This window comes from Xanthomonas sp., from assembly GCF_017163755.1.
Lineage (GTDB): Bacteria > Pseudomonadota > Gammaproteobacteria > Xanthomonadales > Xanthomonadaceae > Xanthomonas_A.
This window is the reverse complement of sequence record NZ_JAFIWC010000030.1, coordinates 20,669-41,216: the sequence shown is the minus strand read 5'-3', so window position 1 is coordinate 41,216 and position 20,548 is coordinate 20,669. Positions and strand designations below refer to the sequence as shown.

21 protein-coding genes, 1 tRNA gene and 1 pseudogene are annotated in these 20,548 nt (G+C 63.3%); 18 read left to right on the top strand and 5 right to left on the bottom strand.

Annotated features, from left to right (window positions below; genetic code table 11):
* The first annotated feature begins 54 nt into the window (after window positions 1–54).
* The 14 genes from hfq (at window position 55) to JR065_RS21585 (ending at window position 11,846) form a co-directional block, all read left to right on the top strand.
* Window positions 55–330: an RNA chaperone Hfq gene (gene hfq, locus JR065_RS17885; protein WP_206235723.1), complete on the top strand. Its 276-nt coding sequence runs from the start codon at window positions 55–57 to the stop codon at window positions 328–330.
* Window positions 331–356: 26 nt separating this feature from the next.
* The gene (gene hflX, locus JR065_RS17880) at window positions 357–1,676 is read left to right on the top strand and encodes a ribosome rescue GTPase HflX (RefSeq protein WP_206235721.1); all 1,320 of its coding nucleotides are present in this window, start codon (window positions 357–359) and stop codon (window positions 1,674–1,676) included.
* Between the two features lie 14 nt (window positions 1,677–1,690).
* A complete protein-coding gene (locus JR065_RS17875; protein ID WP_206235719.1) occupies window positions 1,691–2,278 on the top strand; it encodes a hypothetical protein in 588 nt (195 codons plus the stop codon).
* A gap of 101 nt (window positions 2,279–2,379) precedes the next feature.
* Window positions 2,380–2,874: a CinA family protein gene (locus tag JR065_RS17870; RefSeq protein ID WP_206235717.1), complete on the top strand. Its 495-nt coding sequence runs from the start codon at window positions 2,380–2,382 to the stop codon at window positions 2,872–2,874.
* 44 nt (window positions 2,875–2,918) lie between these two features.
* On the top strand, window positions 2,919–4,595 hold the full coding sequence (locus JR065_RS17865; RefSeq protein WP_206235716.1) for an ABC1 kinase family protein: 1,677 nt from the start codon (window positions 2,919–2,921) through the stop codon (window positions 4,593–4,595).
* 69 nt (window positions 4,596–4,664) lie between these two features.
* Window positions 4,665–5,300: a transcriptional repressor LexA gene (gene lexA / locus JR065_RS17860; protein ID WP_206235714.1), complete on the top strand. Its 636-nt coding sequence runs from the start codon at window positions 4,665–4,667 to the stop codon at window positions 5,298–5,300.
* Window positions 5,301–5,492: 192 nt separating this feature from the next.
* On the top strand, window positions 5,493–6,536 hold the full coding sequence (gene recA, locus JR065_RS17855) for a recombinase RecA (RefSeq protein ID WP_206235713.1): 1,044 nt from the start codon (window positions 5,493–5,495) through the stop codon (window positions 6,534–6,536).
* A 117-nt stretch (window positions 6,537–6,653) separates the two neighbouring features.
* Window positions 6,654–7,148: a recombination regulator RecX gene (gene recX, locus JR065_RS17850; protein WP_206235712.1), complete on the top strand. Its 495-nt coding sequence runs from the start codon at window positions 6,654–6,656 to the stop codon at window positions 7,146–7,148.
* A 104-nt stretch (window positions 7,149–7,252) separates the two neighbouring features.
* A complete protein-coding gene (gene alaS, locus JR065_RS17845) occupies window positions 7,253–9,901 on the top strand; it encodes an alanine--tRNA ligase (protein ID WP_206235711.1) in 2,649 nt (882 codons plus the stop codon).
* Between the two features lie 136 nt (window positions 9,902–10,037).
* Entirely contained in the window at window positions 10,038–10,253 is a 216-nt protein-coding gene (csrA, locus tag JR065_RS17840; RefSeq protein WP_206235709.1) for a carbon storage regulator CsrA, read from the top strand.
* An 85-nt stretch (window positions 10,254–10,338) separates the two neighbouring features.
* Window positions 10,339–10,431 (top strand) — tRNA-Ser (locus tag JR065_RS17835).
* A gap of 67 nt (window positions 10,432–10,498) precedes the next feature.
* Window positions 10,499–10,774: a DUF6538 domain-containing protein gene (locus JR065_RS21595; RefSeq protein WP_241093728.1), complete on the top strand. Its 276-nt coding sequence runs from the start codon at window positions 10,499–10,501 to the stop codon at window positions 10,772–10,774.
* Window positions 10,734–10,961, top strand: coding sequence for a hypothetical protein (locus tag JR065_RS21590; protein WP_241093727.1), 228 nt, complete (start codon window positions 10,734–10,736; stop codon window positions 10,959–10,961). Before JR065_RS21595 ends, JR065_RS21590 begins: the two co-directional genes overlap by 41 nt.
* Before the next feature lie 534 nt (window positions 10,962–11,495).
* Window positions 11,496–11,846: a hypothetical protein gene (locus JR065_RS21585; protein ID WP_241093726.1), complete on the top strand. Its 351-nt coding sequence runs from the start codon at window positions 11,496–11,498 to the stop codon at window positions 11,844–11,846.
* Window positions 11,847–12,132: 286 nt separating this feature from the next.
* On the opposite strand, the pseudogene JR065_RS17825 reads toward JR065_RS21585, so the two are convergent.
* A pseudogene (locus tag JR065_RS17825) lies at window positions 12,133–12,375 on the bottom strand (sensor histidine kinase); the annotation flags it as partial.
* Window positions 12,376–12,586: 211 nt separating this feature from the next.
* Between JR065_RS17825 and JR065_RS21825 the strand changes: the two are divergent.
* Window positions 12,587–13,000 (top strand): cupin domain-containing protein, encoded by a 414-nt coding sequence (locus JR065_RS21825; RefSeq protein WP_206235708.1) that lies wholly within the window; start codon window positions 12,587–12,589, stop codon window positions 12,998–13,000.
* Between the two features lie 56 nt (window positions 13,001–13,056).
* Window positions 13,057–14,046, top strand: coding sequence for an MBL fold metallo-hydrolase (locus JR065_RS17815; RefSeq protein WP_206235707.1), 990 nt, complete (start codon window positions 13,057–13,059; stop codon window positions 14,044–14,046).
* Window positions 14,047–14,069: 23 nt separating this feature from the next.
* Here JR065_RS17815 and JR065_RS17810 read toward each other — a convergent pair whose 3' ends face one another.
* Window positions 14,070–15,047, bottom strand: coding sequence for a LysR family transcriptional regulator (locus JR065_RS17810; RefSeq protein WP_206235706.1), 978 nt, complete (start codon window positions 15,045–15,047; stop codon window positions 14,070–14,072).
* A 488-nt stretch (window positions 15,048–15,535) separates the two neighbouring features.
* Between JR065_RS17810 and JR065_RS17805 the strand changes: the two genes are divergently transcribed.
* Together JR065_RS17805 and JR065_RS17800 are read left to right on the top strand one after the other, a co-directional pair.
* Window positions 15,536–16,468, top strand: coding sequence for a GlxA family transcriptional regulator (locus tag JR065_RS17805; RefSeq protein WP_241093725.1), 933 nt, complete (start codon window positions 15,536–15,538; stop codon window positions 16,466–16,468).
* A 350-nt stretch (window positions 16,469–16,818) separates the two neighbouring features.
* Window positions 16,819–17,976, top strand: a complete 1,158-nt coding sequence (locus JR065_RS17800; RefSeq protein ID WP_206235704.1) for an epoxide hydrolase family protein — start codon at window positions 16,819–16,821, stop codon at window positions 17,974–17,976.
* Between the two features lie 260 nt (window positions 17,977–18,236).
* Here JR065_RS17800 and JR065_RS17795 read toward each other — a convergent pair whose 3' ends face one another.
* The 3 genes from JR065_RS17795 to JR065_RS17785 form a co-directional block, all read right to left on the bottom strand.
* Window positions 18,237–19,169 (bottom strand): YeeE/YedE thiosulfate transporter family protein, encoded by a 933-nt coding sequence (locus tag JR065_RS17795; protein WP_343237298.1) that lies wholly within the window; start codon window positions 19,167–19,169, stop codon window positions 18,237–18,239.
* 190 nt (window positions 19,170–19,359) lie between these two features.
* Entirely contained in the window at window positions 19,360–20,043 is a 684-nt protein-coding gene (locus tag JR065_RS17790; protein WP_206235702.1) for an FMN-binding negative transcriptional regulator, read from the bottom strand.
* Window positions 20,044–20,088: 45 nt separating this feature from the next.
* Window positions 20,089–20,544 (bottom strand): YkgB family protein, encoded by a 456-nt coding sequence (locus JR065_RS17785; protein ID WP_206235701.1) that lies wholly within the window; start codon window positions 20,542–20,544, stop codon window positions 20,089–20,091.
* Between the last annotated feature and the right edge of the window lie 4 nt (window positions 20,545–20,548).

The following is a 20,548-nucleotide window of genomic DNA, read 5'->3' as shown; positions in this document are numbered from 1 at the left end:
AGGGGAGCGGTAGTGCCGTCCCGGGCACATAAAAACTATAAACGGGAGTGAATCATGTCCAAGGGACAGTCCTTACAGGATCCTTTCCTGAACGCGCTGCGTCGCGAGCGGGTTCCGGTGTCGGTGTATCTGGTCAACGGCATCAAGCTGCAGGGCACGATCGAGTCGTTCGACCAATTCGTGGTGCTGTTGCGCAATACTGTCAGCCAGATGGTCTACAAGCACGCCATTTCCACCGTGGTGCCTGCGCGCAACGTGCGCGTCGGGCCGGGCGGCGGCTATGTGCAGCAGAACGAGGGTAGCAGTGCAGGCGATGACGAAGCCGAATAGCGACACGATGCAGGGCGGAGCCGCGGGTGTTTGACCGTTCCCGCCGCGGCGAACACGCGCTGCTGATCCAGACCCATGCCGGCGGCCCGGTCGAGGAAGACGTGCTGGAGGAGTTCGTCGACCTGGCGCGCTCGGCCGGCGCGAGCATCGCCGCGACACTGACCGCGCGCATCGACAAGCCCAGCCCGTCGACGCTGATCGGCAGCGGCAAGCTGGAGGAGGTCAAGGCCGCCGCCGACGCCACCGGCGCCGACCTGATCCTGGTCAATCACGCGCTGACCCCGGGCCAGGAACGCAACCTGGAGAAGTACCTAGAGCGGCGCGTGATCGACCGCACCGGCCTGATCCTGGACATCTTCGCCCAGCGCGCGCGCAGCCACGAAGGCAAGCTGCAGGTGGAGCTGGCGCAGCTGCGGCACATGGCCACGCGGCTGGTCCGCGGCTGGACCCACCTGGAGCGCCAGCGCGGCGGCTCGATCGGCCTGCGCGGCCCCGGCGAAACCCAGCTGGAAACCGACCGCCGCCTGCTGCAGAAGCGGGTCGAGCAGCTGCAGAAGCGGCTGGAGAAGGTCGAGGTGCAGCACACCCAGATGCGCCGCGCACGGGTGCGCAGCGAACTGCCGCGGATTGCGGTGGTCGGCTACACCAATGCCGGCAAGTCGACCCTGTTCAATGCGATGACCGGCGCGGAGGCCTACGCCGCCGACCAGCTGTTCGCCACGCTCGACCCGACCGTGCGCCGCATCGCGCTGCCTGGCGGCAACGCCATGCTGGCCGACACCGTCGGCTTCGTCCGCGACCTGCCGCACGAACTGGTCGCCGCGTTCCGCTCGACCCTGTCCGAGGCGCGCGAGGCCGACTTCCTGCTGCACGTGGTCGACGCCGCCGATCCGCTGCGCGAGGAACGCATCGCGCAAGTCGACGAGGTGCTGAACGCGGTGGGCGCGGGCGACCTGCCGCAGCTGCTGGTGTTCAACAAGATCGACCGCATCGAAGGCGCCGAGGCGCGCCACGACGCGCAGGACGGCGTGCCCGACCAGGCGCGCCGCGAACGGGTGTGGATCTCGGCGCGCGACGGACGCGGCCTGGACATCCTGCAGGCGGTGCTCGGCCAGCGCCTGGGCCTGCAGCATGTGCAGGGCAGCCTGCGGCTGGGACCGGAATCGGGCCGGCTGCGCTCGCAGCTGCACCAGTTGCAGGTGATCCGCAGCGAACAGGCCGACGAGCATGGCTGGCTGCTGGAGGTGGACATCCCGATCACCGAGGCCGAGCGGCTGGCGGCCAGCGCCGACGGCGCGCCGATCCGCGCGTTGCTGCCGGCGCGTGAGGCCGAGGACTGGCAGTAGCCGGCACGCGCCTGGTGGCCAAGCGCATGGCCTGGAAGGAGGGCGACTGGGTCAGCCTCAGGCTGCGCGACGGGCTGTATACCGTGGGCCGGATGGCCAGGAGCTCGATCATGCGGTTCCACGACGTGAGCAGCCGCGATGGCGTCTGGAGCGTCCCCGAACTGGATGAGGCGCCAATCCTGTTCAGCGGCTTCGTCGGCCGGGACGTCGTCCAGCGGCTCACCGTGGACAAGCTGCCGCCGGCGCGCCCCTTGGTCCTGTCGGACCATGAACGCTACTGGTTGAGGCCGCACGTGAACTTCGAGGGCGGTTTCCCGTTTAAAGGCGCCGAACTGATCGATATCGGCAGGGATTGCGCAGCCGACTACAGCCTGGTGCCGCCGCTTCGAAAGCAGCTGAAGCCTGCGAAAGATCGCGACATCATCGAAAGGCGCGAGCTCACCAACATGTGGGGCAGCGAAGACGTGAGCGACAGGTTGTGCCGCTATTTCGACACTGGACTCGATCGCGACGACCTGAAGTTCGAAGTCTTCCCGGGGCTGTGGACGGATCGCGAAATGCTGCGGCCGTTGACCCGTCGCCTGCCCGCACCTTTCAGGTAGCCCGGTGCGCCTGCCGGCGCCTCATCGCCGCGCTGCCGTGCATGCGCGACAGCCACGGCGAATTCGGCTACAAAGCGCATTGGTTTTCCAGAAGCAGCGCCATGACCGCCCCCACCGACCAGGAACTTCTGCAGCTCGCCGTCGCGCTGAGCGAGCGCCTGCGCACCGCGCGCGAGCGCCTGGTCACCGCCGAGAGCTGTACCGGCGGCTGGATCGCCAAGGCGATGACCGACATCACCGGCTCTTCGGAGTGGTTCGACTGCGGCATGGTCGCCTACAGCTACGAAGCCAAGCAGGCGCTGCTCGGGGTGCGTCCGCAGACCCTGGAGCAGCACGGCGCGGTCAGCCGCGAGACGGTGATCGAGATGGTGTCCGGCGCGCTGGTCAACTCCGGCGCCAGCATCGCGGTCGCGGTCACCGGCATCGCCGGCCCGGGCGGCGGCAGCCCCGACAAGCCGGTCGGCACGGTGTGGGTGGGCTGGAAGCGTCGCGGCGGCTACGCCAGCGCGCAGCTGTTCCAGTTCGACGGCGACCGCGACGCGGTGCGCCGGCAGACCGTCGCCGCGGCGCTGCACGGCCTGGGTGCACTGCTGTGAGCGGCGCTGCGCACCGCGCCAGCGCGCACTAGGTGGCGGCCACCATGTGGGAGGCGCTGAGCACCGTTCGCGACCTGGGGCGATTGCAGGAAATCGCCTCGGTGCTGATCCGCTTCGGTTTCGGCGACGTGGTCCGGCGCATCGGCATGGCCGACGTGCTGGAGCGCGCCGGGCGCCTGCTGCACTGGCACAACGCCGAGGAACTGCTGCGCATGTCGGCGCCGCAGCGGGTGCGGCGCGCGCTGGAGGACCTGGGGCCGACCTTCGTCAAGCTCGGCCAGGTGCTGGCCACGCGCGTGGACCTGCTGCCGCCGGACTGGATCGCCGAACTGAGCGAGCTGCAGAATTCGGCGCCGGCGCTGCCGTACGCGCAGATCCTGCCGCAGCTGGTCGACGCGCTGGGCGAGGCGCCGGACGGGATCTTCGCGCAGATCGACGAAACCCCGCTGGCCGCCGCGTCGCTCGCGCAGACCCATCGCGCCTGGCTGGAAGACGGCACCCCGGTGGTGATGAAGGTGCGCCGTCCCGGCATCCGCGAGGTCATCGAGGCCGACCTGCGCCTGCTCGCGCGGCTGGCGGAGATCGTCGAGGCGCGCGCGCCGGACCTCAAGCGCTACCACCCGGCCGAGGTGGTGCACCAGTTCACCCTGTCGCTGCGGCGCGAGCTGGACTTCGCCGGCGAGTGCCGCAACGCCGAGCGCATCGCCGCCAACTTCGAAGGCCACGACGAGATCGTGATCCCGCGCGTGCACTGGCAGTGGACCTGCGAGACGCTCAACGTGCAGGACTTCGTCGCCGGCATCGGCGGGCGCGACCTGGCCGCGGTCGACGCCGCCGGCCTGGACCGGCGGCAGCTGGCGCGCGTGGGCGCCGACATCGTGCTGAAGATGGTGCTCGAGGACGGTTGTTTCCACGCCGATCCGCATCCGGGCAACATCTTCTACCTGCCCGGCGCGCGCATCGCGGTGATCGACTTCGGCATGGTCGGGCGCATCTCCGACCAGCGCCGCTACCAGGTGGTGCAGCTGCTGCACGGACTGGTGACGCAGGATGCCGAGGCGGTCACCGACGTTCTGCTGGAATGGACCAACGGCGATGCGGAGGTGGACGAGGCGCGCCTGCAGCTGGAGATCGCCGGCTTCGTCGACCAGTACCGCGGGGTGCCGCTGAAGGAACTGCGCATGGGCGCGATGCTCGGCGACGTCACCGCGATCCTGCGCGAGCACGCGCTGGCGCTGCCGGCCGACCTGGCGCTGATGATCAAGGCGTTCCTGACCCTGGAAGGGGTGGGGCGCCAGCTCGATCCCGACTTCGACATGGCCGGCGCCGCCGGGCCGTATCTGGAGCGGGTGATGCTGCAGCGGTTCGCGCCGCGGGCGATGGCCCGGCGCAGCCGCCGCACCGTGCTCGGCGCGCTGGAGCTGCTCGGCGACCTGCCGCGCGACGCGCGCAGGCTGCTGCAGGCGGCGCGGCGCGGGCGCCTGCAGCTGAACGTGGAGACGACCTCGCTGAAGGGCTTCGGCGACCAGGTCAATCGCGCCGCCAACCGGCTCACCCTCGGCATCGTCACCGCGGCGCTGATCATCGGCTCGTCGATCGTGATGAACAGCGTCGGCGGCATCTCCAGCCGCTGGCTGCTGGCGATCGGCGTCGCCGGCTTCATCGGCGCCGCGCTGTCGGGGGTGTGGATCCTGTTCTCGATCTGGCGCAGCGGCCGCTAGCGCTGCACTCCGCTCGCGCGAAGCCGCAAGGCTTGCCTGTTCCGGAATTTAGTAGTATTACTACTAACCATGGAACTGACCGAAACCCAGCAAGCCATCCTCGACCTGATCGCCGAGCGCATCGAGCACGACGGCGCGCCGCCTTCGCAGACCGAAATCGCGCGCGCGTTCGGGTTCAAGGGTGTGCGCGCCGCCCAGTACCACCTGGAGGCCCTGGAGCAGGCCGGCGCGATCCGCCGCGTCCCCGGGCAGGCGCGCGGCATCCGCCTGGTGGCCGGCGCCGCGCAGCCGCCTGCCGCGCCGATGGTGGAGGCGGCGGACATCTTGCGCCTGCCGGTGCTGGGACGGGTCGCCGCCGGCGTGCCGATCGGCGCGGACATCGGCTCCGACGACTTCGTGGTGCTGGACCGGGTGTTCTTCTCGCCGGCGCCGGACTACCTGCTGAAGGTGCAGGGCGATTCGATGCGCGACGAAGGCATCTTCGACGGCGACCTGATCGGCGTACACCGAACCCGCGACGCGCGCTCCGGGCAGATCGTGGTGGCGCGGATCGACGACGAGGTCACGGTCAAGCTGCTGAAGATCGGCAAGGACCGCATCCGCCTGCTGCCGCGCAATCCCGACTACGCGCCGATCGAAGTGCTGCCGGATCAGGACTTCGCGATCGAAGGGCTGTACTGCGGCCTGCTGCGGCCCAACCGCTGAACCGGATGCTGAAGGGGTTCGCCACAGCGCCGAGCGGGTTTTTCCGACATTTTCCATCGCCATTCGCCGCTGCCGTACATCGCCTCGAACGAATTATTTTTTCTTTGCCTCGCACCGTCTCAGCCTGTGCGATACCTGGCCGCTAAATTGAACCTACCCCGCAAAACACCCTCACCTCCGAAGGACACCAAAATGGACGAGAACAAGAAGCGCGCGCTCGCCGCTGCCCTGAGCCAGATCGAGAAGCAGTTCGGCAAGGGCTCGGTGATGCGGATGGGCGATCGCATCATCGAAGCCGTCGAGGTGATTCCGACCGGCTCGCTGATGCTGGACATCGCGCTGGGCATCGGCGGCCTGCCGAAGGGACGCGTCGTGGAGATCTACGGCCCGGAATCCTCGGGCAAGACCACGCTGACCCTGCAGGCCATCGCCGAGTGCCAGAAGAAGGGCGGCACCGCCGCGTTCATCGATGCCGAGCACGCGCTGGACCCGATCTATGCGGGCAAGCTTGGCGTCAACGTCGACGAGCTGCTGCTGTCGCAACCGGATACCGGCGAGCAGGCGCTGGAGATCGCCGACATGCTGGTGCGCTCGGGTTCGGTGGACATCGTGGTGGTCGACTCGGTCGCCGCGCTGACTCCCAAGGCCGAGATCGAAGGCGAGATGGGCGACCAGCTGCCGGGCCTGCAGGCCCGGCTGATGAGCCAGGCGCTGCGCAAGCTGACCGGCAACATCAAGCGCTCCAACACCCTGGTGGTGTTCATCAACCAGCTGCGCATGAAGATCGGCGTGATGATGCCGGGCCAGAGCCCGGAAGTGACCACCGGCGGCAATGCGCTGAAGTTCTATGCCTCCGTGCGCCTGGATATCCGCCGCATCGGCGCGATCAAGAAGGGCGACGAGATCATCGGCAACCAGACCAAGATCAAGGTGGTCAAGAACAAGCTGGCGCCTCCCTTCAAGCAGGTCATCACCGAGATCCTCTACGGCGAAGGCATCAGCCGCGAGGGCGAACTGATCGACATGGGCGTGGAAGCCAAGCTGGTCGAGAAGGCGGGCGCCTGGTACAGCTACGGCAGCGAGCGCATCGGCCAGGGCAAGGACAATTCGCGCCAGTACCTGCGCGACAACCCGCAGGTGGCGGCGAAGCTGGAAAGCGAGCTTCGCGAGAAGTTCCAGCCCACGGAAGTCGCGCCCAGCGCCGCCGAAGCCGAAGAGGCGGACATCGACGCGTAACGGTCTTCTACCGGGGGAGCGGTGGAGTCAGTGCCGCTCGTCTCCCTCGGTAGTCCTATGCAAGCCAGGAGGGCAGGTGCCAGGGACGGCACAATTGAACCGTGGCGGTCATCCCCCATGAGTGACAACGAAGCATCGCAGGGCCCGCGCCGCAGGCGCCGGCAGAAAGAACAGACCCCATTGCAACGGGCGCTGGGCCTGCTGGTCCGGCGCGAGCATTCGCGCAAGGAATTGACCCACAAGCTGTTGGCGCGCGGTGTGGAGCGCGACGAAGCCGAGGCCGCCGTGGCCAGGCTGGCGGGCGAGGGCTGGCAGGACGACGTCCGTTTCGCCGAATTGCTGGTGCGCAGCCGTGCCAGTACCGGCTATGGCCCGCTGCATATCCGTGCGGAACTGGGCATCCACGGGCTGGACAGCGAAACGGTGGCGGTGGCCATGGAGGCCTTCGACGGCGACTGGGCCGAGAACGCCCGCGATCTGGTGCAACGCCGTTTCGGCGAGGCCGGGCCGGCGGACCTGCCGCAGCGGCGCAAGGCGGCCGACCTGCTGGCGCGGCGCGGCTTCGACGGCGACAGCATCCGCGCCGCAACGCGCTACGACCCTGAGGACTGAGCGGGCCGGGCCTGCTACCCTTGGCGGATTGTCTTGTCCGGTTTGCGTGCGCCCTCATGTCGGGCGTCCACCCGGAGGCCCGTCCGCTCGTCCATAGCCAGCCCATGAACTCACCCGCCAAATTCTCCACCTCCCAGATCCGCAGCGACTTCCTCGATTTCTTTGCCGGGAAGGGCCATACCATCGTGCCGTCCGCCCCGCTGGTGCCGGGCAACGACCCGACGCTGCTGTTCACCAATTCCGGCATGGTGCAGTTCAAGGACGTGTTCCTGGGCGCGGAGAAGCGCAGCTACGTGCGCGCGGCCGACGTCCAGCGCTGCCTGCGTGCCGGCGGCAAGCACAACGATCTGGATTCGGTCGGCTATACCGCGCGCCACCACACCTTCTTCGAGATGCTCGGCAACTGGTCGTTCGGCGACTACTTCAAGAAGGACGCCATCGCCTGGGCCTGGGAGCTGCTGACCGAGGTCTGGAAGCTGCCCAAGGAGCGGCTGCTGGTCACGGTCTACCACACCGACGAGCAGGCCTACGAGCTGTGGCGCGACATGATCGGCGTGCCGCCGGAGCGGATCGTGCGCATCGGCGACAACAAGGGCGCGCCGTACGCGTCGGACAACTTCTGGCAGATGGCCGACACCGGCCCCTGCGGTCCGTGCACCGAGATCTTCTATGACCACGGCGAGCATCTGGCTGGTGGTCCTCCCGGTTCGCCGGACGAGGACGGCGATCGCTTCATCGAGATCTGGAACCTGGTGTTCATGCAGTTCGACCGTCAGCCCGACGGCACCCTGGTGCCGCTGCCGGCGCCGTGCGTGGACACCGGCATGGGCCTGGAGCGGCTGGCCGCGATCCTGCAGCATGTGCACAGCAACTACGAGATCGACCTGTTCCAGACCCTGATCCGGCACGCCTCCGAGCTGACCGGCATGGCCGACTTGGAGAACAAGTCGCTGCGCGTGATCGCCGACCATATCCGCGCCTGCTCGTTCCTGATCGTCGATGGCGTGCTGCCGTCCAACGAAGGCCGCGGCTACGTGCTGCGCCGGATCATCCGCCGCGCGCTGCGCCATGGCTGGATGCTCGGCGTGCGCCAGCCGTTCTTCCACAAGATGGCGGCCACGCTGTCGTCGCTGATGGGCGAGGCGTATCCGGAACTGCCGGCGGCGCTGTCCACCGTCGAGCGCGCATTGAAGGCCGAGGAGGAGCGCTTCGCCGAGACCCTCGACGCTGGCATGAAGATCTTCGACGAGATCGCCGCGCGCACCGGCGCCACCATTCCTGGCGCCGACGCGTTCCGCCTGTACGACACCTACGGCTTCCCGGTCGACCTGACCGCCGACATCGCCCGCGAACGCGGCATGGACGTGGACATGGGCGGTTTCGAGACGGCGATGGAGCGGCAGCGCGAGACCGCGCGCGCGGCGGGCAAGTTCGGTGGCGGCACCACGCTGCCGGCGGATCTGGTGGCGCAGCTGACCCCGACCGTGTTCCTGGGCTACGACGCGCTGCAGGCCGATGGGCTCAAGGTGATCGCGCTGCTCAAGGACGGGCGCCCGGTGGAGTCGGTCGAGGCCGGCGACGAGGCGATCGTGATACTCGACCGCACCCCGTTCTACGCCGAGTCCGGCGGCCAGGTCGGCGACCTGGGCCAGCTCGGCGCCGACGATACGCAATTCGATGTGGGCGAGACGCAGAAGTTCGCCGGCCAGTTCCACGGCCACGTCGGTCGCCTGCGCAGCGGGCAGCTGCGCCTGGGCTCGGTGCTGTCGGCGCAGGTCGACAGCGATCGCCGCGGCGCCACCATCCTCAACCACTCGGCGACCCACCTGTTGCACGCCGCGCTGCGCGAGGTGCTCGGCACCCATGTGCAGCAGAAGGGCTCGCTGGTCGCGCCGGACCGGCTGCGCTTCGACTTCTCGCACTTTCAGCCGATGAGCGCCGAGGAACTGGCGCTGGTCGAACGCAAGGTCAACGCGCAGGTGCGCGCCAACCACGCCGTGGAAGTGCACCACATGGGCATGCAGGAGGCGCTGGACTTCGGCGCCATGGCGCTGTTCGGCGAGAAGTACGGCGAGCGCGTGCGCGTGCTGAAGATGGGCGACTACTCCACCGAGCTGTGCGGCGGCACCCACGTGTCGCGGACCGGCGATATCGGCCTGTTCAAGATCACCAGCGAAGGCGGCGTGTCCGCCGGCGTGCGCCGCATCGAGGCGGTGACCGGGCAGGGCGCGCTGGACCATGTGGCCGGCGAAGAGGCCAGGCTGCACGAGGCTGCCGAGCTGCTCGGCGGCAGCGCCGGCGACGTGGTCGAGAAGATCCGCCAACTCGGCGACAGGTCCAAGCGCCTGGAACGCGAACTGGAGGCGCTGAAGGCCAAGCTGGCCTCCGGCGCCACCGCCGACCTGGGCGCCTCGGCGGTCGACGTGGCCGGGGTGAAGGTGCTTGCGGTACGCCTGGAAGGCTTCGACGCCAAGGCCCTGCGCGAGGCGATGGACCGCCTGAAGCAGCAGCTGGGCGACAGCGTGATCGTGCTGGCCGGGGCCAGCGGCGGCAAGGCCGCCCTGGTGGCCGGCGTGAACGGCAGCCCAATGGGACGGGTCAAGGCGGGGGAACTGTTGAGCCATATCGCCAGTCAGATATCGGGCAAGGGCGGCGGCCGCCCGGATCTCGCCCAGGGTGGTGGCGAGGACGGGCCCGCCCTTGCCCTAGCCCTGGAAGGCGTCGCCGCCTGGGTCAAGCAACATCTCCCCTGAACACTGAAGCCGCCTAGCCTTGCTGGCAGGGCGCGGCTTCCCTTAACATCGATCTTCTTTTTCCCTTTGGTCGTGAGGCGCCCTTGTCCGGGACGCCGTACCGGTGGGAAGTCACCGGTTCTGGAGAATTCAAAAAATGTTGATCCTGACTCGCCGCGTAGGCGAAACCTTGATGATCGGCGATTCGGTCACCGTGACGGTGCTTGGGGTCAAAGGCAATCAAGTGCGTATCGGTATCACCGCGCCCAAGGACGTCGCGGTGCATCGCGAAGAGATCTACCAGCGCATCCAGCGCGGCGATGAACCCACCTCGCACGGTTCCGGCGGCCATACCGAGAATTCTTCGGACTAATACGCTGAAAGGGTTTACCTGAGGCACCACAAACCGGTATCCTTCGCGGCCTGTCGCGGAAGACCGCAACAGCGCAGCAAGATCCGGAGTGATGCCCGAGCGGCTGAAGGGGCTCCCCTGCTAAGGGAGTATAGGGTCAAAAGCTCTATCGAGGGTTCGAATCCCTCTCACTCCGCCAGTTGTCAAAAACGCCCGCAAATCAACGATTTGCGGGCGCTTTTCTTTTCTCGACCTTGGACACTCGCTTGGACACTTCCATGCGAGTAGCGCACTACCTCACGCGCGGCGAGACCGGCCGCTACTACGTTCGTTTGCGCATTCCGGCCGATTTGCAGGCGTGCTTCGGGCGCAAAGTCGTCAAGCGCAGCACCGGCACGACGTGCGATCGCACGGCGCTTGGCTACGCGTTGCTGATGCAGCAGCGCTATGCTCGAGCCTTCGCAGCCATCATCAGGAACGGCAGCATGGGGAAGGAGCTGGATGAGCCTCTTGAGGAGCCTGGAGGGCACGTCGGCGCTTGAACTGATCCTCAAGGAAGTGAAGTTGCCAGGCGGGGCCTCGTTCGGGCAGGTGGAGATCAACGACGACAAGGACCTGTCGCTGTTCCGGCAACTGGCCGCGCGGCATTCGGTGCCCGTGCCGTCGCCGCACCGTTCCCGCCGCGCAGGGTCGTCAAGCCCATCGGCGAGGCCCGGCCCGCCGGCCTGACCCTCGCCGACGCCCGCGACAAGTATCTGGTCAGCATCCAGGACAAGAACACCGCCAAGACCATCGTTCAGAAACCCCGGGCCCTGAAGGACCTGGAGGTCTTCGTGGCGAGCCTGCGCAAGGGCAAGAGTCCCGTGTTGCTGAAGGTGCTGACGCGGACCGACTCTCGGAATGGTTCCTGCACGAGACCGCGCAGAAGCGGGTCATCACCTACATCACCAACCGATTCTCGGCCTGCGCAGACTTCATCAAGTGGGCGCAGACCGCTGGGCACTACCCGCAGGGCGACAACCCGGCCTCCGGTCACGCCTCCGTTGAAGAAGCAGCGGGCGAAGAGCCATGGCTCGCAGGCGTTCACCCCCGACCAGGTCAAGCGCATCTCGACCCGGAGAATTTCAAGCAGTTGAAAGGCGACGCTGCCCGGTGGCTCCCGCTCATCCTGCTCTACACCGGCGCCCGCTCCAACGAGGTGGCCAGGCTGGAGCTGGAGGACTGCAGGGAGGAGGACGCATCCCGATCTTCCACTTCACCTGGATGGGCGAGGACAAGAGCCTGAAAACGGACGCCAGCGAGCGGAAGACCCCCGTGCACCGGGATCTCATCAAACTGGGCCTGTGGGAGCGTGTGGAGCGGCTGAGGGCGGCCGGCGAGACGAAGCTCTTCCCCGAGCTCAGCTTCGATGCCAAGAACGGCCCGGCAGGCCGGACCCAGCACGCGTTTTCACGCTACCTGGTCAAGCTGGGCATCAAGGCGCGCGGCGGCGGCAGGGTGGGGCACCACAGCTTCCGGGATACGGTCATCGGCGCGCTGAAGGCGGCTGGGGTCCATCGGGAGATGCGGGAGGAATACACGGGACACGAGCTGTCAGACCGGCAGGAGCTATGAGACGGAGTTCAGTCCGAAGGCGTTGGCATCGTCGTGACCCCGGGCGCCGAATCCCGCCTGCCAATCGGCTCGGCTGCGGCGCAACCGCTGCTCTTGGTCAACGACGAAGCGGCAAGCTTGCAAGCCGGGTAAGCAGCAAAATCAAGTGCTGGCTCGTCGCTCCTGAATCCGTGGCTGCCTGGATGTTCTCGCCCAAAGATGGAAGCCCCAGTTGGAATTGGAGCATTGGAAGAAGCGGAGATATGCCAGTGTGCGATCAACTCAGATCGCCGTTGTTCGACATTGCCTACGTCGAGTTTGGCAATATGTTCTCTTTCATCTTGCTCATAGCGGCAGGCGGACGCTGACGCGCAGCGCCCAGGGTCGGCGAGGCATCGAGCACGATGGCGCCGGCGTGCGCATTCACCACCTCGCGCACGATTGCCAGGCCAAGCCCACTGCCGTCCACGCCGCTGCCAAGCTCGCGGTGGAAACGTTCGAACACGCGCTCACGCGCTGCCTCGGCGATGCCGGGGCCGGAATCCTCGACCGTGAACCAGGCATGGTCGCGGTCGCCACGCAGCGCGATTCAAGCTCATTTCTCGACATGTCCGCATTATCGCGTGTGCACATAGATGCATGCCGCAAATGAAGGAACTGAGAAGTGGCAGATCTGGCAGGCTTGGCCTCCGCGTCTTACAAGAGTGGCATGCCACCTGGGCAGCGCTCGCGTTCAATCCGCTAACGGCTAGGAGAATGAAGTGCGACAGATCAGCAAGGTTGCTTTAATCGTCGCTGTAGGCGTTGCCGTAGGCACAGTAGTCGCCCAGGACCGGGATCCCGGCGGAATCGAAGGTATCAAGTGGACGGAGCTGCAAAAGGTCGTTCTTGCAGACGCGCCGGGTAAGCATGAGATCTTGGGCATCGCCAACATTGCTCCGGGTGCCACGGCGGGTTTGCATATCCATGAAGACTACGAAGTCGGCTATGTGCTTGAGGGCGAGTTCCTGCTCAAAACGCGTGGAGAGCCTGATCGCACATTGCGGGCGGGCGAGAGCTTCAAGATCGCGCCTAAAACGGCTCATGCCGCTACCAATACCGGTAAGGTTCCAATGAAGGTCCTCGTTACCTACATCGTAGATACCGACAAGCCTTTGGCCGAGCCGCCGAACTGAGTTTGCTCCGACGCGCCACGACTGCGCTGACCTAATTTAGCTGCCAGGAATACGAGATGAAGACGTTCGCCCGCTCAGAGATTGCCGTTTTCTTTCTGGCTATGTTGACCGCATTGGCTGCGGGTGGCATCGCTAAGGCCGATGCAAAGCGGGACATGGCCCCCTCCACCGATCTGCGCTCCCTCCCCCAAGTGCCGGGTGTGTATCGGTTTAGTGTCGGAAGTCTGCGAATTAGTGCGCTGAGCGACGGGACGGTGCCTCTGGATCTGCATCAGCTCCTACGCGGCATCAAGCCCGAAGAAGTGGACACGCTTCTACAGGATGGCTTTGCGAAGAATCCGCTGGAAACGTCTATCAATACCTATGTAATTGCGTCGGGTGAGCGTGTCGTGCTGGTCGACACGGGTGCTGGCGAGCTATTTGGCCCGGTAGGCGGGAAACTGCCGGCAAGTCTTGAAGCGGCCGGCTATAAGCCGGAACAAATCACGGATATCTTGATCACTCACATTCATACCGATCACTCAGGAGGGCTTGTGCGTGCCGAGCGCATGTTTTTTCCCAATGCAACTGTGCACGTGGCAAAGGAAGATGTTGACTACTTTTTGGACAAAAGCAAGCTCCAGAATGAGGCGGTCGGAAAGTTCGTAAAAGAGGCTTTGGCGACAGTGGGCCCTTACCTACGCGCTGGAAAGGTCAAAACTTTTAAAGGCCGCACTGAGATTCTGCCTGGCATCACCGCGATCCCCACGCCTGGACACACGCCAGGCCATAGCTTCTACCTAGTCAAGAGTGGCGACGAAAGTATCGAATTTTGGGGCGACATCATGCACGTGGGCAAGGTGCAATTCGCTAAACCAAGCGTCACGATCACTTTCGATGTCGATCAGGACGCAGCACGCGATCAGCGCATCCAACAATTTGCCCAGGCCACTAACGAACGCCAATTGGTCGCGGTGGGCCATCTGCCTTTCCCGGGAATAGGCCATCTTCGCCGTAACGGTGATGGCTACGATTGGCTGCCGGCAGAGTATAGGAATCGCGACTAAGTGCCTGACTGGGGCGATCTGCTTTAATTGCTCGCTGCGGCCTCCACGACGCGGGCGGGCACGTCGATGGGATGAGCGTTCACTAGGTGCGTAGGGTCTGATTCGGAACTCGTGCGTTCGGCATCTTTCAGGACGTCAATCAGCCGCCTTAAGGCTGGTCGAACTTGGCGGCGCGTGGGATAGTAGAGATGGTAGCCAGGGAAAGGCGCGCACCAATCTTCCAGTGCGCGTTGGAGCCGACCTTCACGAATGTAGTCTGCCACTTGGTCTTCAAATACATACGCTAAACCCATGCCGGCGAGGGCCGCGTTCACGACAAGCTGATCATCATTGAAAATCAGCCCGCCGTTCACTTTTATGTCTCTGTGCATTCCATCTGAACTAAAGCGCCAGGGCCGGCTGGGTCCATTATCGGTCATTCGATAGTTGATGCATCGGTGTTCCAGTAATTCAGATGGGGTTAGCGGGATCGATCCCAATGCAAAATAGGAAGGGGCCGCGACTACTGCGGCTCGCATCGGTCTTCCAATCGGGATTGCCACCATGTCCTTGTCTATATCCATGCCGAATTGGATGCCGGCGTCGAGACGGTTGCTTACCAGATCGGCAGCGCCGCCCTCAGCGCAAATTTCGATCTCAACCTCTGGGTTCTCAGCTAGGAACTTGGGTAGAACTGGCCAAAGCACGGTAAGCGCCGCTTGACGAGCCGCACTTACCCGAAGACGACCGACAGGGCGCTTGCGCCATCTCTCCAAGTGCGACAACTGATCCTCAATAACTTCGAGCGAAGGCCGAACTGCTTCCAAAAGCGCTTGACCCGCTTCTGTGGCGGACACGCTACGGGTTGTTCGAGCGAGCAGGGTTACTCCATACCTTTCTTCTAGGCTGCGAATAGTCCTGCTTAGTGCGGACTGAGAGATGGAGAGTCTGAGAGCGGCGCGGGTGAAGCTGCGCAGCTCAGCCACCGCTGACAGCGCAATCAAATCGGCCAGGTCGTCCATCCGCAGTGTCATTGCCGCTCCGTATGCTAAGAAATGGTCAAGGTGATCTACTGACACGCGGGAGCGCACCAATTGAGTGCGAACAGCTCCCCTTTGTGGAGGGTAGATAAACCTACTCAGTGCCTGTCAAAAACTGCTATAATTGTCAGCGACGAGTGGGCGGTTAAAACTCACTGCGATGACAGCCTCGTATAGCGGCCAAATTCTCTTTTTGATAGTTTGAGGAGGATCATTATTCCGCTTAACGGCTACTGCCAGCTCGATGGGCCGTTGGTGATTACAAGCGCCTCTGGCATTCAGCATGCCGCCGTTGATATAGGTTTGGAACTGCTACATCCGACAAAATGCGCGCCAAAAACGACAATCGGCTCATGAACACTACAGCTGGTCCAAGAGGCCGCCACGCCGTCCGAACGGGATCATCGGCCCATACGGTCGAGGTGGGGCTCTTGCTTTACCCGCGTTACCATCCGGCGATGGTTCATGGAATGACCGACCTGCTGGGGGTCGCCAGCGGCTTCTCGGTGGCACGGGGAGGGCCGCCTCTGCGTCTGACCCACTGGAAAATGGATAGTGCTGGCGCTATCACTCGCTGCCACGACACGCACCCTGGAACGGACCGCAGCCCCGACGTTCTTATCGCCCCTGCATTAGCGCCGGGTCCGACGCATCGCATTTTGGATGACGAGGAGGCCGCACCGTTTGCAAAGTGGCTGGTGGAGCGGCATGCAGAGGGTGCGACGCTAGCCTCCTCAGGTTGTGGCGCTTTCGTGTTGGCGGCGACGGGCCTGATGTCGGGTCGCTCAATGACTACTCATTGGTCCAAGGCAGATCAGCTTCAAGCGAGTTTTCCGGATGCAAAAGTTGACGCGTCAAAGGTCCTCATTGAAGACGGCGACATACTCAGCGCCGGCGGCATGATGGCTTGGACAGACTTAGGACTGCGATTGATAGACCGCATTCTCGGTCCAACCATCATGATCGAAGCAGCACAGTTCTTTCTGATTGACCCTGCAGGACGGGAGCAGCGGCACTACAGCACTTTTGCTCCCCGGCTGACTCACGGTGATGAAGCGATCTTGAAGGTGCAGCACAAGCTACAGGCAGACCCCGGCCGCTCTATCACCGTGCCAGATCTGGCACGGGAAGTCAGTATGGAGCAGCGCACATTTCTACGCCGCTTCAAGGCGGCGACCGATATGACACCCACAGAGTATGTCCAGCATCTGAGGATCGGCAAAGTGCGAGAGCATTTGCAGTTCACCAATGACCCGATCGACCGCATCGCATGGGCGATTGGCTACAGCGACGTAGCCGCATTCAGGCGGCTCTTCGTTCGACTCGTGGGCCTATCCCCGAGCGAATACAGGCGGCGATTCGGGATCCGCAGCGACAAGAAATCGCTCGACCAGTCTGCGTGAGCTTCCTAACAGTTAGTCAGTCCCGAGGTTGTGGATATTAACCTAACCTGCCGGCATCGCGCCATGTAGGTGAGGCCCAAGCACAGAATGTAACTTGGTGCCAGTCGATTCATGCTCATACGAATCGTGTTATACCGAATGTGGATAGTTCGGCTCCGCACCGAAACGAGGCGGGCTCGCTCTACCCAGGCCAGTTAGAGGTTCGATCGGCACGTGTTCTGTCGCGGCGCGAGAGACAAGCTTTGCTAGCCTTGCTTGGGTTAGCGGCTAAGGGACACTTCTCCCAAGGCGCAGCTGTCCATGGCTCCGCAGAATTGGGGAGCGCCTGCGCGTCCTCCGTAGGAATAGAGATGAATCTCCGACCGTTCAAGATTGCCATCGCTGACGAGCAGATCCATCAGTTGCACCAGCGTTTGGACGCCACTCGATTGCCTAATGCGATGAGTGCCGCGAGTTGGGAAGATGGAGCGAGCTTGGCCTTCATGCAGCGCCTGGTGCATCACTGGCGACACCGCTTCGAGTGGCGAGAGCACGAGGCACGTTTGAATCTCATGCCCCAGTTTCTGGCAAACGCTGATGGGCTGGATGTGCATTTTGTGCATCAAAGGGGCAACGGTCCGGAGCCGCTGCCGCTCGTGATGACTCACGGGTGGCCAGGGTCATTCCTTGAGTTTGAGAGGATCTTGCCCCTGCTCACCGATCCGGCGGCGCATGGGGGAAGCGCTGAGGATGCCTTCGACGTCGTGGTGCCCTCGCTGCCGGGATTTGGGTTTTCTCAGGCTCCGACGCAACCAGGAATGAGCTCGAAACGCATAGCGCAGATGTGGGCGGAGCTCATGAGCGGACTTGGGTATGACAACTTTGCCGCTCAGGGCGGAGACATTGGTGCCGGGGTTTCGACCTGGCTCGCCAGGCTTTATCCGGAGCGTCTGATAGGTCTACAACTGAACTACATTCCTGGCAGCTTCAAGCCTGCGCTGGGCGTAGGCATCGCACCGGCGTCAGCGGAGGAAGAAGCCTTCCTGGCCAAGGCGGCGGCGTGGGTGGGTAGTGAGGGGTCCTACGCCGCCCAGCAGGGCACCAAGCCTTTGACCTTGGCGTATTCCCTGTCAGATTCACCCGTCGGATTAGCAGCGTGGATCGCAGAGAAATTTCGCAGTTGGAGTGATTGCAAGGGCGATGTCGAGCTCGTTTTCAGCTTGGACGAGCTTCTTACCGAGATTTCGATCTATTGGTTCAGCGGGAACGTGGATGCCACCTTGCGGATCTACAAGGAAAATCGGGCCGAGCCGTTGGCGTTCGCCGCGAGGGAGCGCGTTACGCCGCCAATGGGCATGGCACTGTTTCCCAAGGAGCTGCCGACACCGCCGCGGTCCTGGGTGGAGCGGGTATTCGAAGTCCGCCGATGGACCTCCATGCCCAAGGGTGGGCATTTTGCGGCTTTAGAGCAGCCCGAACTGTTGGCCGAAGAGATACGGGCGTTTTTTCGGCCCTTGCGGTCGTCCTAGTCAAGCCCATAGCAACAACTTCATCAAGTGCGATCTGACGAATTCGTTTGCCGTCTTTGTGGCAACGACCGCCATATTGCCTCCGGAGTTGCAGGGCGAATAGGCGAGAAAAGAGCGGCGCATTAGGTTCGCAACTTGCATCAATGTATGTCTATTTATTCCAGTTCCACTACGGGAAATGCTTGGCATGAAGTTATGCATAGCCGGGGAAATCCCATCTCACGGCCTCTCAAGCCGTGACGGTGCTCTATCAGAGTCTGTTAGCCCACACCCAGGTGTGAAGCGGACTTTGGCCGAGCTAACATCATTGCCAAGCTAATGACAAGAAACATCACTAGATAAGCGATGATGCCGCTGGAGGAAAGTGCGGGAATGGCCGCTAGGATGAGGCTGTCGTTGCCGCCTGGGATCAAGGCGGCGCCGGTACCCATCAGGACTCCTCCGGTGAACGTTTTTCCCAGCTGACGCAGGGAAGCTCCCCGAGGACGCCAGGTGCGTTTGCGATATGCAGAGAAGATGGCGCCGGCGATGGCTGCTAGGACAGTGGCCAAAGCCACATCCTTGGTCTTGCCAAGGCCAAAGGGTAGGTGGGCAAGCAGTAGGTCTGTATAAGCCCACGCGGGCATAAGGGCATAGAGCGCGCCACCGGAGAGGCCAAGAACGACCATGCTCATCGCCGCTGTGCGCGCACCCATTGCTTTCTGCGCGCTCCTACGGAGAAAGGCGATGAGCACGACCAGCGCTAGTAGAAAGCTTGCCAGAACGAGGAGGTTCACCGGGCTTGGCGAGCTGAGGACACTCGGCTGGACTTCAAAATTTGGCCTATAGAGGCCAAGCGTCAGTAGAAAGCCTGTCGCTAGACCTAGCGGCAGGGCTAGCAATCTGGACTCTCCATTGCCCAAGCGCCCCAAAGAGCCCAGTAGGCATGCATCATTGATTAGCGCTCCTAGCCCAAAAGCGACTGCCCCCGAGAGCAGCGCAAGACTGATGCCTGTGGAGCCCGCCAACATCGTGCCAACTGGCGACCAGGCTAAGGGCACGGTAACTAACCCGGCTGCCAAGGAGGCAACGGTCAATCCCACTACTCGTCGCGCGCGGCGATGATGAACGACTTCGTGCGCCGCCGAAACGAGACAGGTTCCGCTTTGGTTAACGGAATAGCCGAGCCAAAAAGCAAGGGCCGTGGCAAGCACCGCGATCACCAGATTACTCGACAGTTCCGCAGCCCTTCCCTACCACGGGCTGCCTGAGGACCGGGCTCCTCTGGGGATGAATCTGGTCGATTGAAGAAGTTACTATCCATGCTCATATAGACATTGATTTTGTTTCGCGTTGCGTCGGAGTAGGAACACTCGATCGTCCCGAACTATCAAATAGAAGGACCTATTTGACATGCAAGGAACGTATTGCTGCTTTCAGCGATTCGGGCGTTCCGTCATATCTTTCGACAATGCGAGCCATTGATTGATCGTCTAGCAGGCCGCGATCACGCAGGCCGGCGGCCACGCCAGATCGATCTCCAGGGGAATCCCCTTGGCTTATTTTCGCGGTGAGATCGAATTGGCCAATCTCAAAATGAAATCCGCGTATCTGCCGTCGCCATTCGGACCACAGATTGGGTGCAAGCTCGTCGAGTTGCCAGCCGCTCGATGGCTCATGCGCCAGCACAAGGGTTGCGATCTGCGCTTGCAGCGTCGCATCGTCCATGTGCCTCAGCTCGCCTTGCAGCACCAGGCTCAGGTAGTTATAGGTAGGTGCCGTCTGACTGCGATCCGATCCCGCAGTTGGGAAGCTCTTATCATACCAGCTGGGCGAAATGCCAGACCCAGGGCCCTGGACCAACACTGTAATGAGAGTGCCCTCAGTCATCGAAGGCGTAATGGGGTTGATCAATGCCAAGTGAAATTGGATCGCGCCGTTCTCAGTCTCACCGGTTCGGTAGGTGAGCGGCGCTAAAGCCACTCGAGGCCCGAGGGGGCCGTTTACCATTACTGCCGCAAACGGGAAAGTTTCAACTATTTCCCTAATCAGCGATGGGTCGCGATGTTTGTATTCGCCATAGTGCATGAATCGTATCTCCGCCCGGATGTCAGTCAATGAGCAGGGGAGCGGCTAGAGCGGGTTGTCGCGCTGCTTGGCGCCGAGCAGGGCCTCGGAAGCTGTCCAGAGCGCTGCACCGAGCAGGACAAGGTCTTTGAACAAGAAGCCCGCAGTGGTCGTTTTTGGATCAATGCCTGGGGTTGTGAAGAGAAAGCTCAGGGTTCCCACCAAAGCAAAGGAGGCCATCAAGCTGCCTACCGCCGATAGCTTGGGAAACGGCTTGCGAAGGGCAATAAGAATTGCCGTAATCACTTCAATAGTGCCAATCAGGTTAGATGCGCCCTGCCTGCCCAGAGCATTGATCCAAGAGAAGAAGGGGCTGTTTTCGATCAGAGGAGCAATGGCAGCGGCTTCATAGGCGGTGAACTTGAACAAACCAAAGCCGAGGAAGATCAGGACTAGGCTGTAACGAAGAACAAACGTGCCTACATTGGCAAGTTTAGGCTGCAGGTTGTAGAGCGCGTTCATATAG

What these genes read in the sequence shown, in the direction of transcription:
- hfq (WP_206235723.1), top strand. Translation starts at nt 55, where the DNA reads ATGTCCAAGGGACAGTCCTTACAGGATCCTTTCCTGAACGCGCTGCGT.
- JR065_RS17870 (WP_206235717.1), top strand. Translation starts at nt 2,380, where the DNA reads ATGACCGCCCCCACCGACCAGGAACTTCTGCAGCTCGCCGTCGCGCTG.
- JR065_RS17865 (WP_206235716.1), top strand. Translation starts at nt 2,919, where the DNA reads ATGTGGGAGGCGCTGAGCACCGTTCGCGACCTGGGGCGATTGCAGGAA.
- lexA (WP_206235714.1), top strand. Translation starts at nt 4,665, where the DNA reads ATGGAACTGACCGAAACCCAGCAAGCCATCCTCGACCTGATCGCCGAG.
- recA (WP_206235713.1), top strand. Translation starts at nt 5,493, where the DNA reads ATGGACGAGAACAAGAAGCGCGCGCTCGCCGCTGCCCTGAGCCAGATC.
- recX (WP_206235712.1), top strand. Translation starts at nt 6,654, where the DNA reads ATGAGTGACAACGAAGCATCGCAGGGCCCGCGCCGCAGGCGCCGGCAG.
- alaS (WP_206235711.1), top strand. Translation starts at nt 7,253, where the DNA reads ATGAACTCACCCGCCAAATTCTCCACCTCCCAGATCCGCAGCGACTTC.
- csrA (WP_206235709.1), top strand. Translation starts at nt 10,038, where the DNA reads ATGTTGATCCTGACTCGCCGCGTAGGCGAAACCTTGATGATCGGCGAT.
- JR065_RS21590 (WP_241093727.1), top strand. Translation starts at nt 10,734, where the DNA reads ATGAGCCTCTTGAGGAGCCTGGAGGGCACGTCGGCGCTTGAACTGATC.
- JR065_RS21585 (WP_241093726.1), top strand. Translation starts at nt 11,496, where the DNA reads ATGGGCGAGGACAAGAGCCTGAAAACGGACGCCAGCGAGCGGAAGACC.
- JR065_RS17815 (WP_206235707.1), top strand. Translation starts at nt 13,057, where the DNA reads ATGAAGACGTTCGCCCGCTCAGAGATTGCCGTTTTCTTTCTGGCTATG.
- JR065_RS17810 (WP_206235706.1), bottom strand. Translation starts at nt 15,047, where the DNA reads ATGGACGACCTGGCCGATTTGATTGCGCTGTCAGCGGTGGCTGAGCTG.
- JR065_RS17805 (WP_241093725.1), top strand. Translation starts at nt 15,536, where the DNA reads ATGACCGACCTGCTGGGGGTCGCCAGCGGCTTCTCGGTGGCACGGGGA.
- JR065_RS17800 (WP_206235704.1), top strand. Translation starts at nt 16,819, where the DNA reads ATGAATCTCCGACCGTTCAAGATTGCCATCGCTGACGAGCAGATCCAT.
- JR065_RS17790 (WP_206235702.1), bottom strand. Translation starts at nt 20,043, where the DNA reads ATGCACTATGGCGAATACAAACATCGCGACCCATCGCTGATTAGGGAA.
- JR065_RS17785 (WP_206235701.1), bottom strand. Translation starts at nt 20,544, where the DNA reads ATGAACGCGCTCTACAACCTGCAGCCTAAACTTGCCAATGTAGGCACG.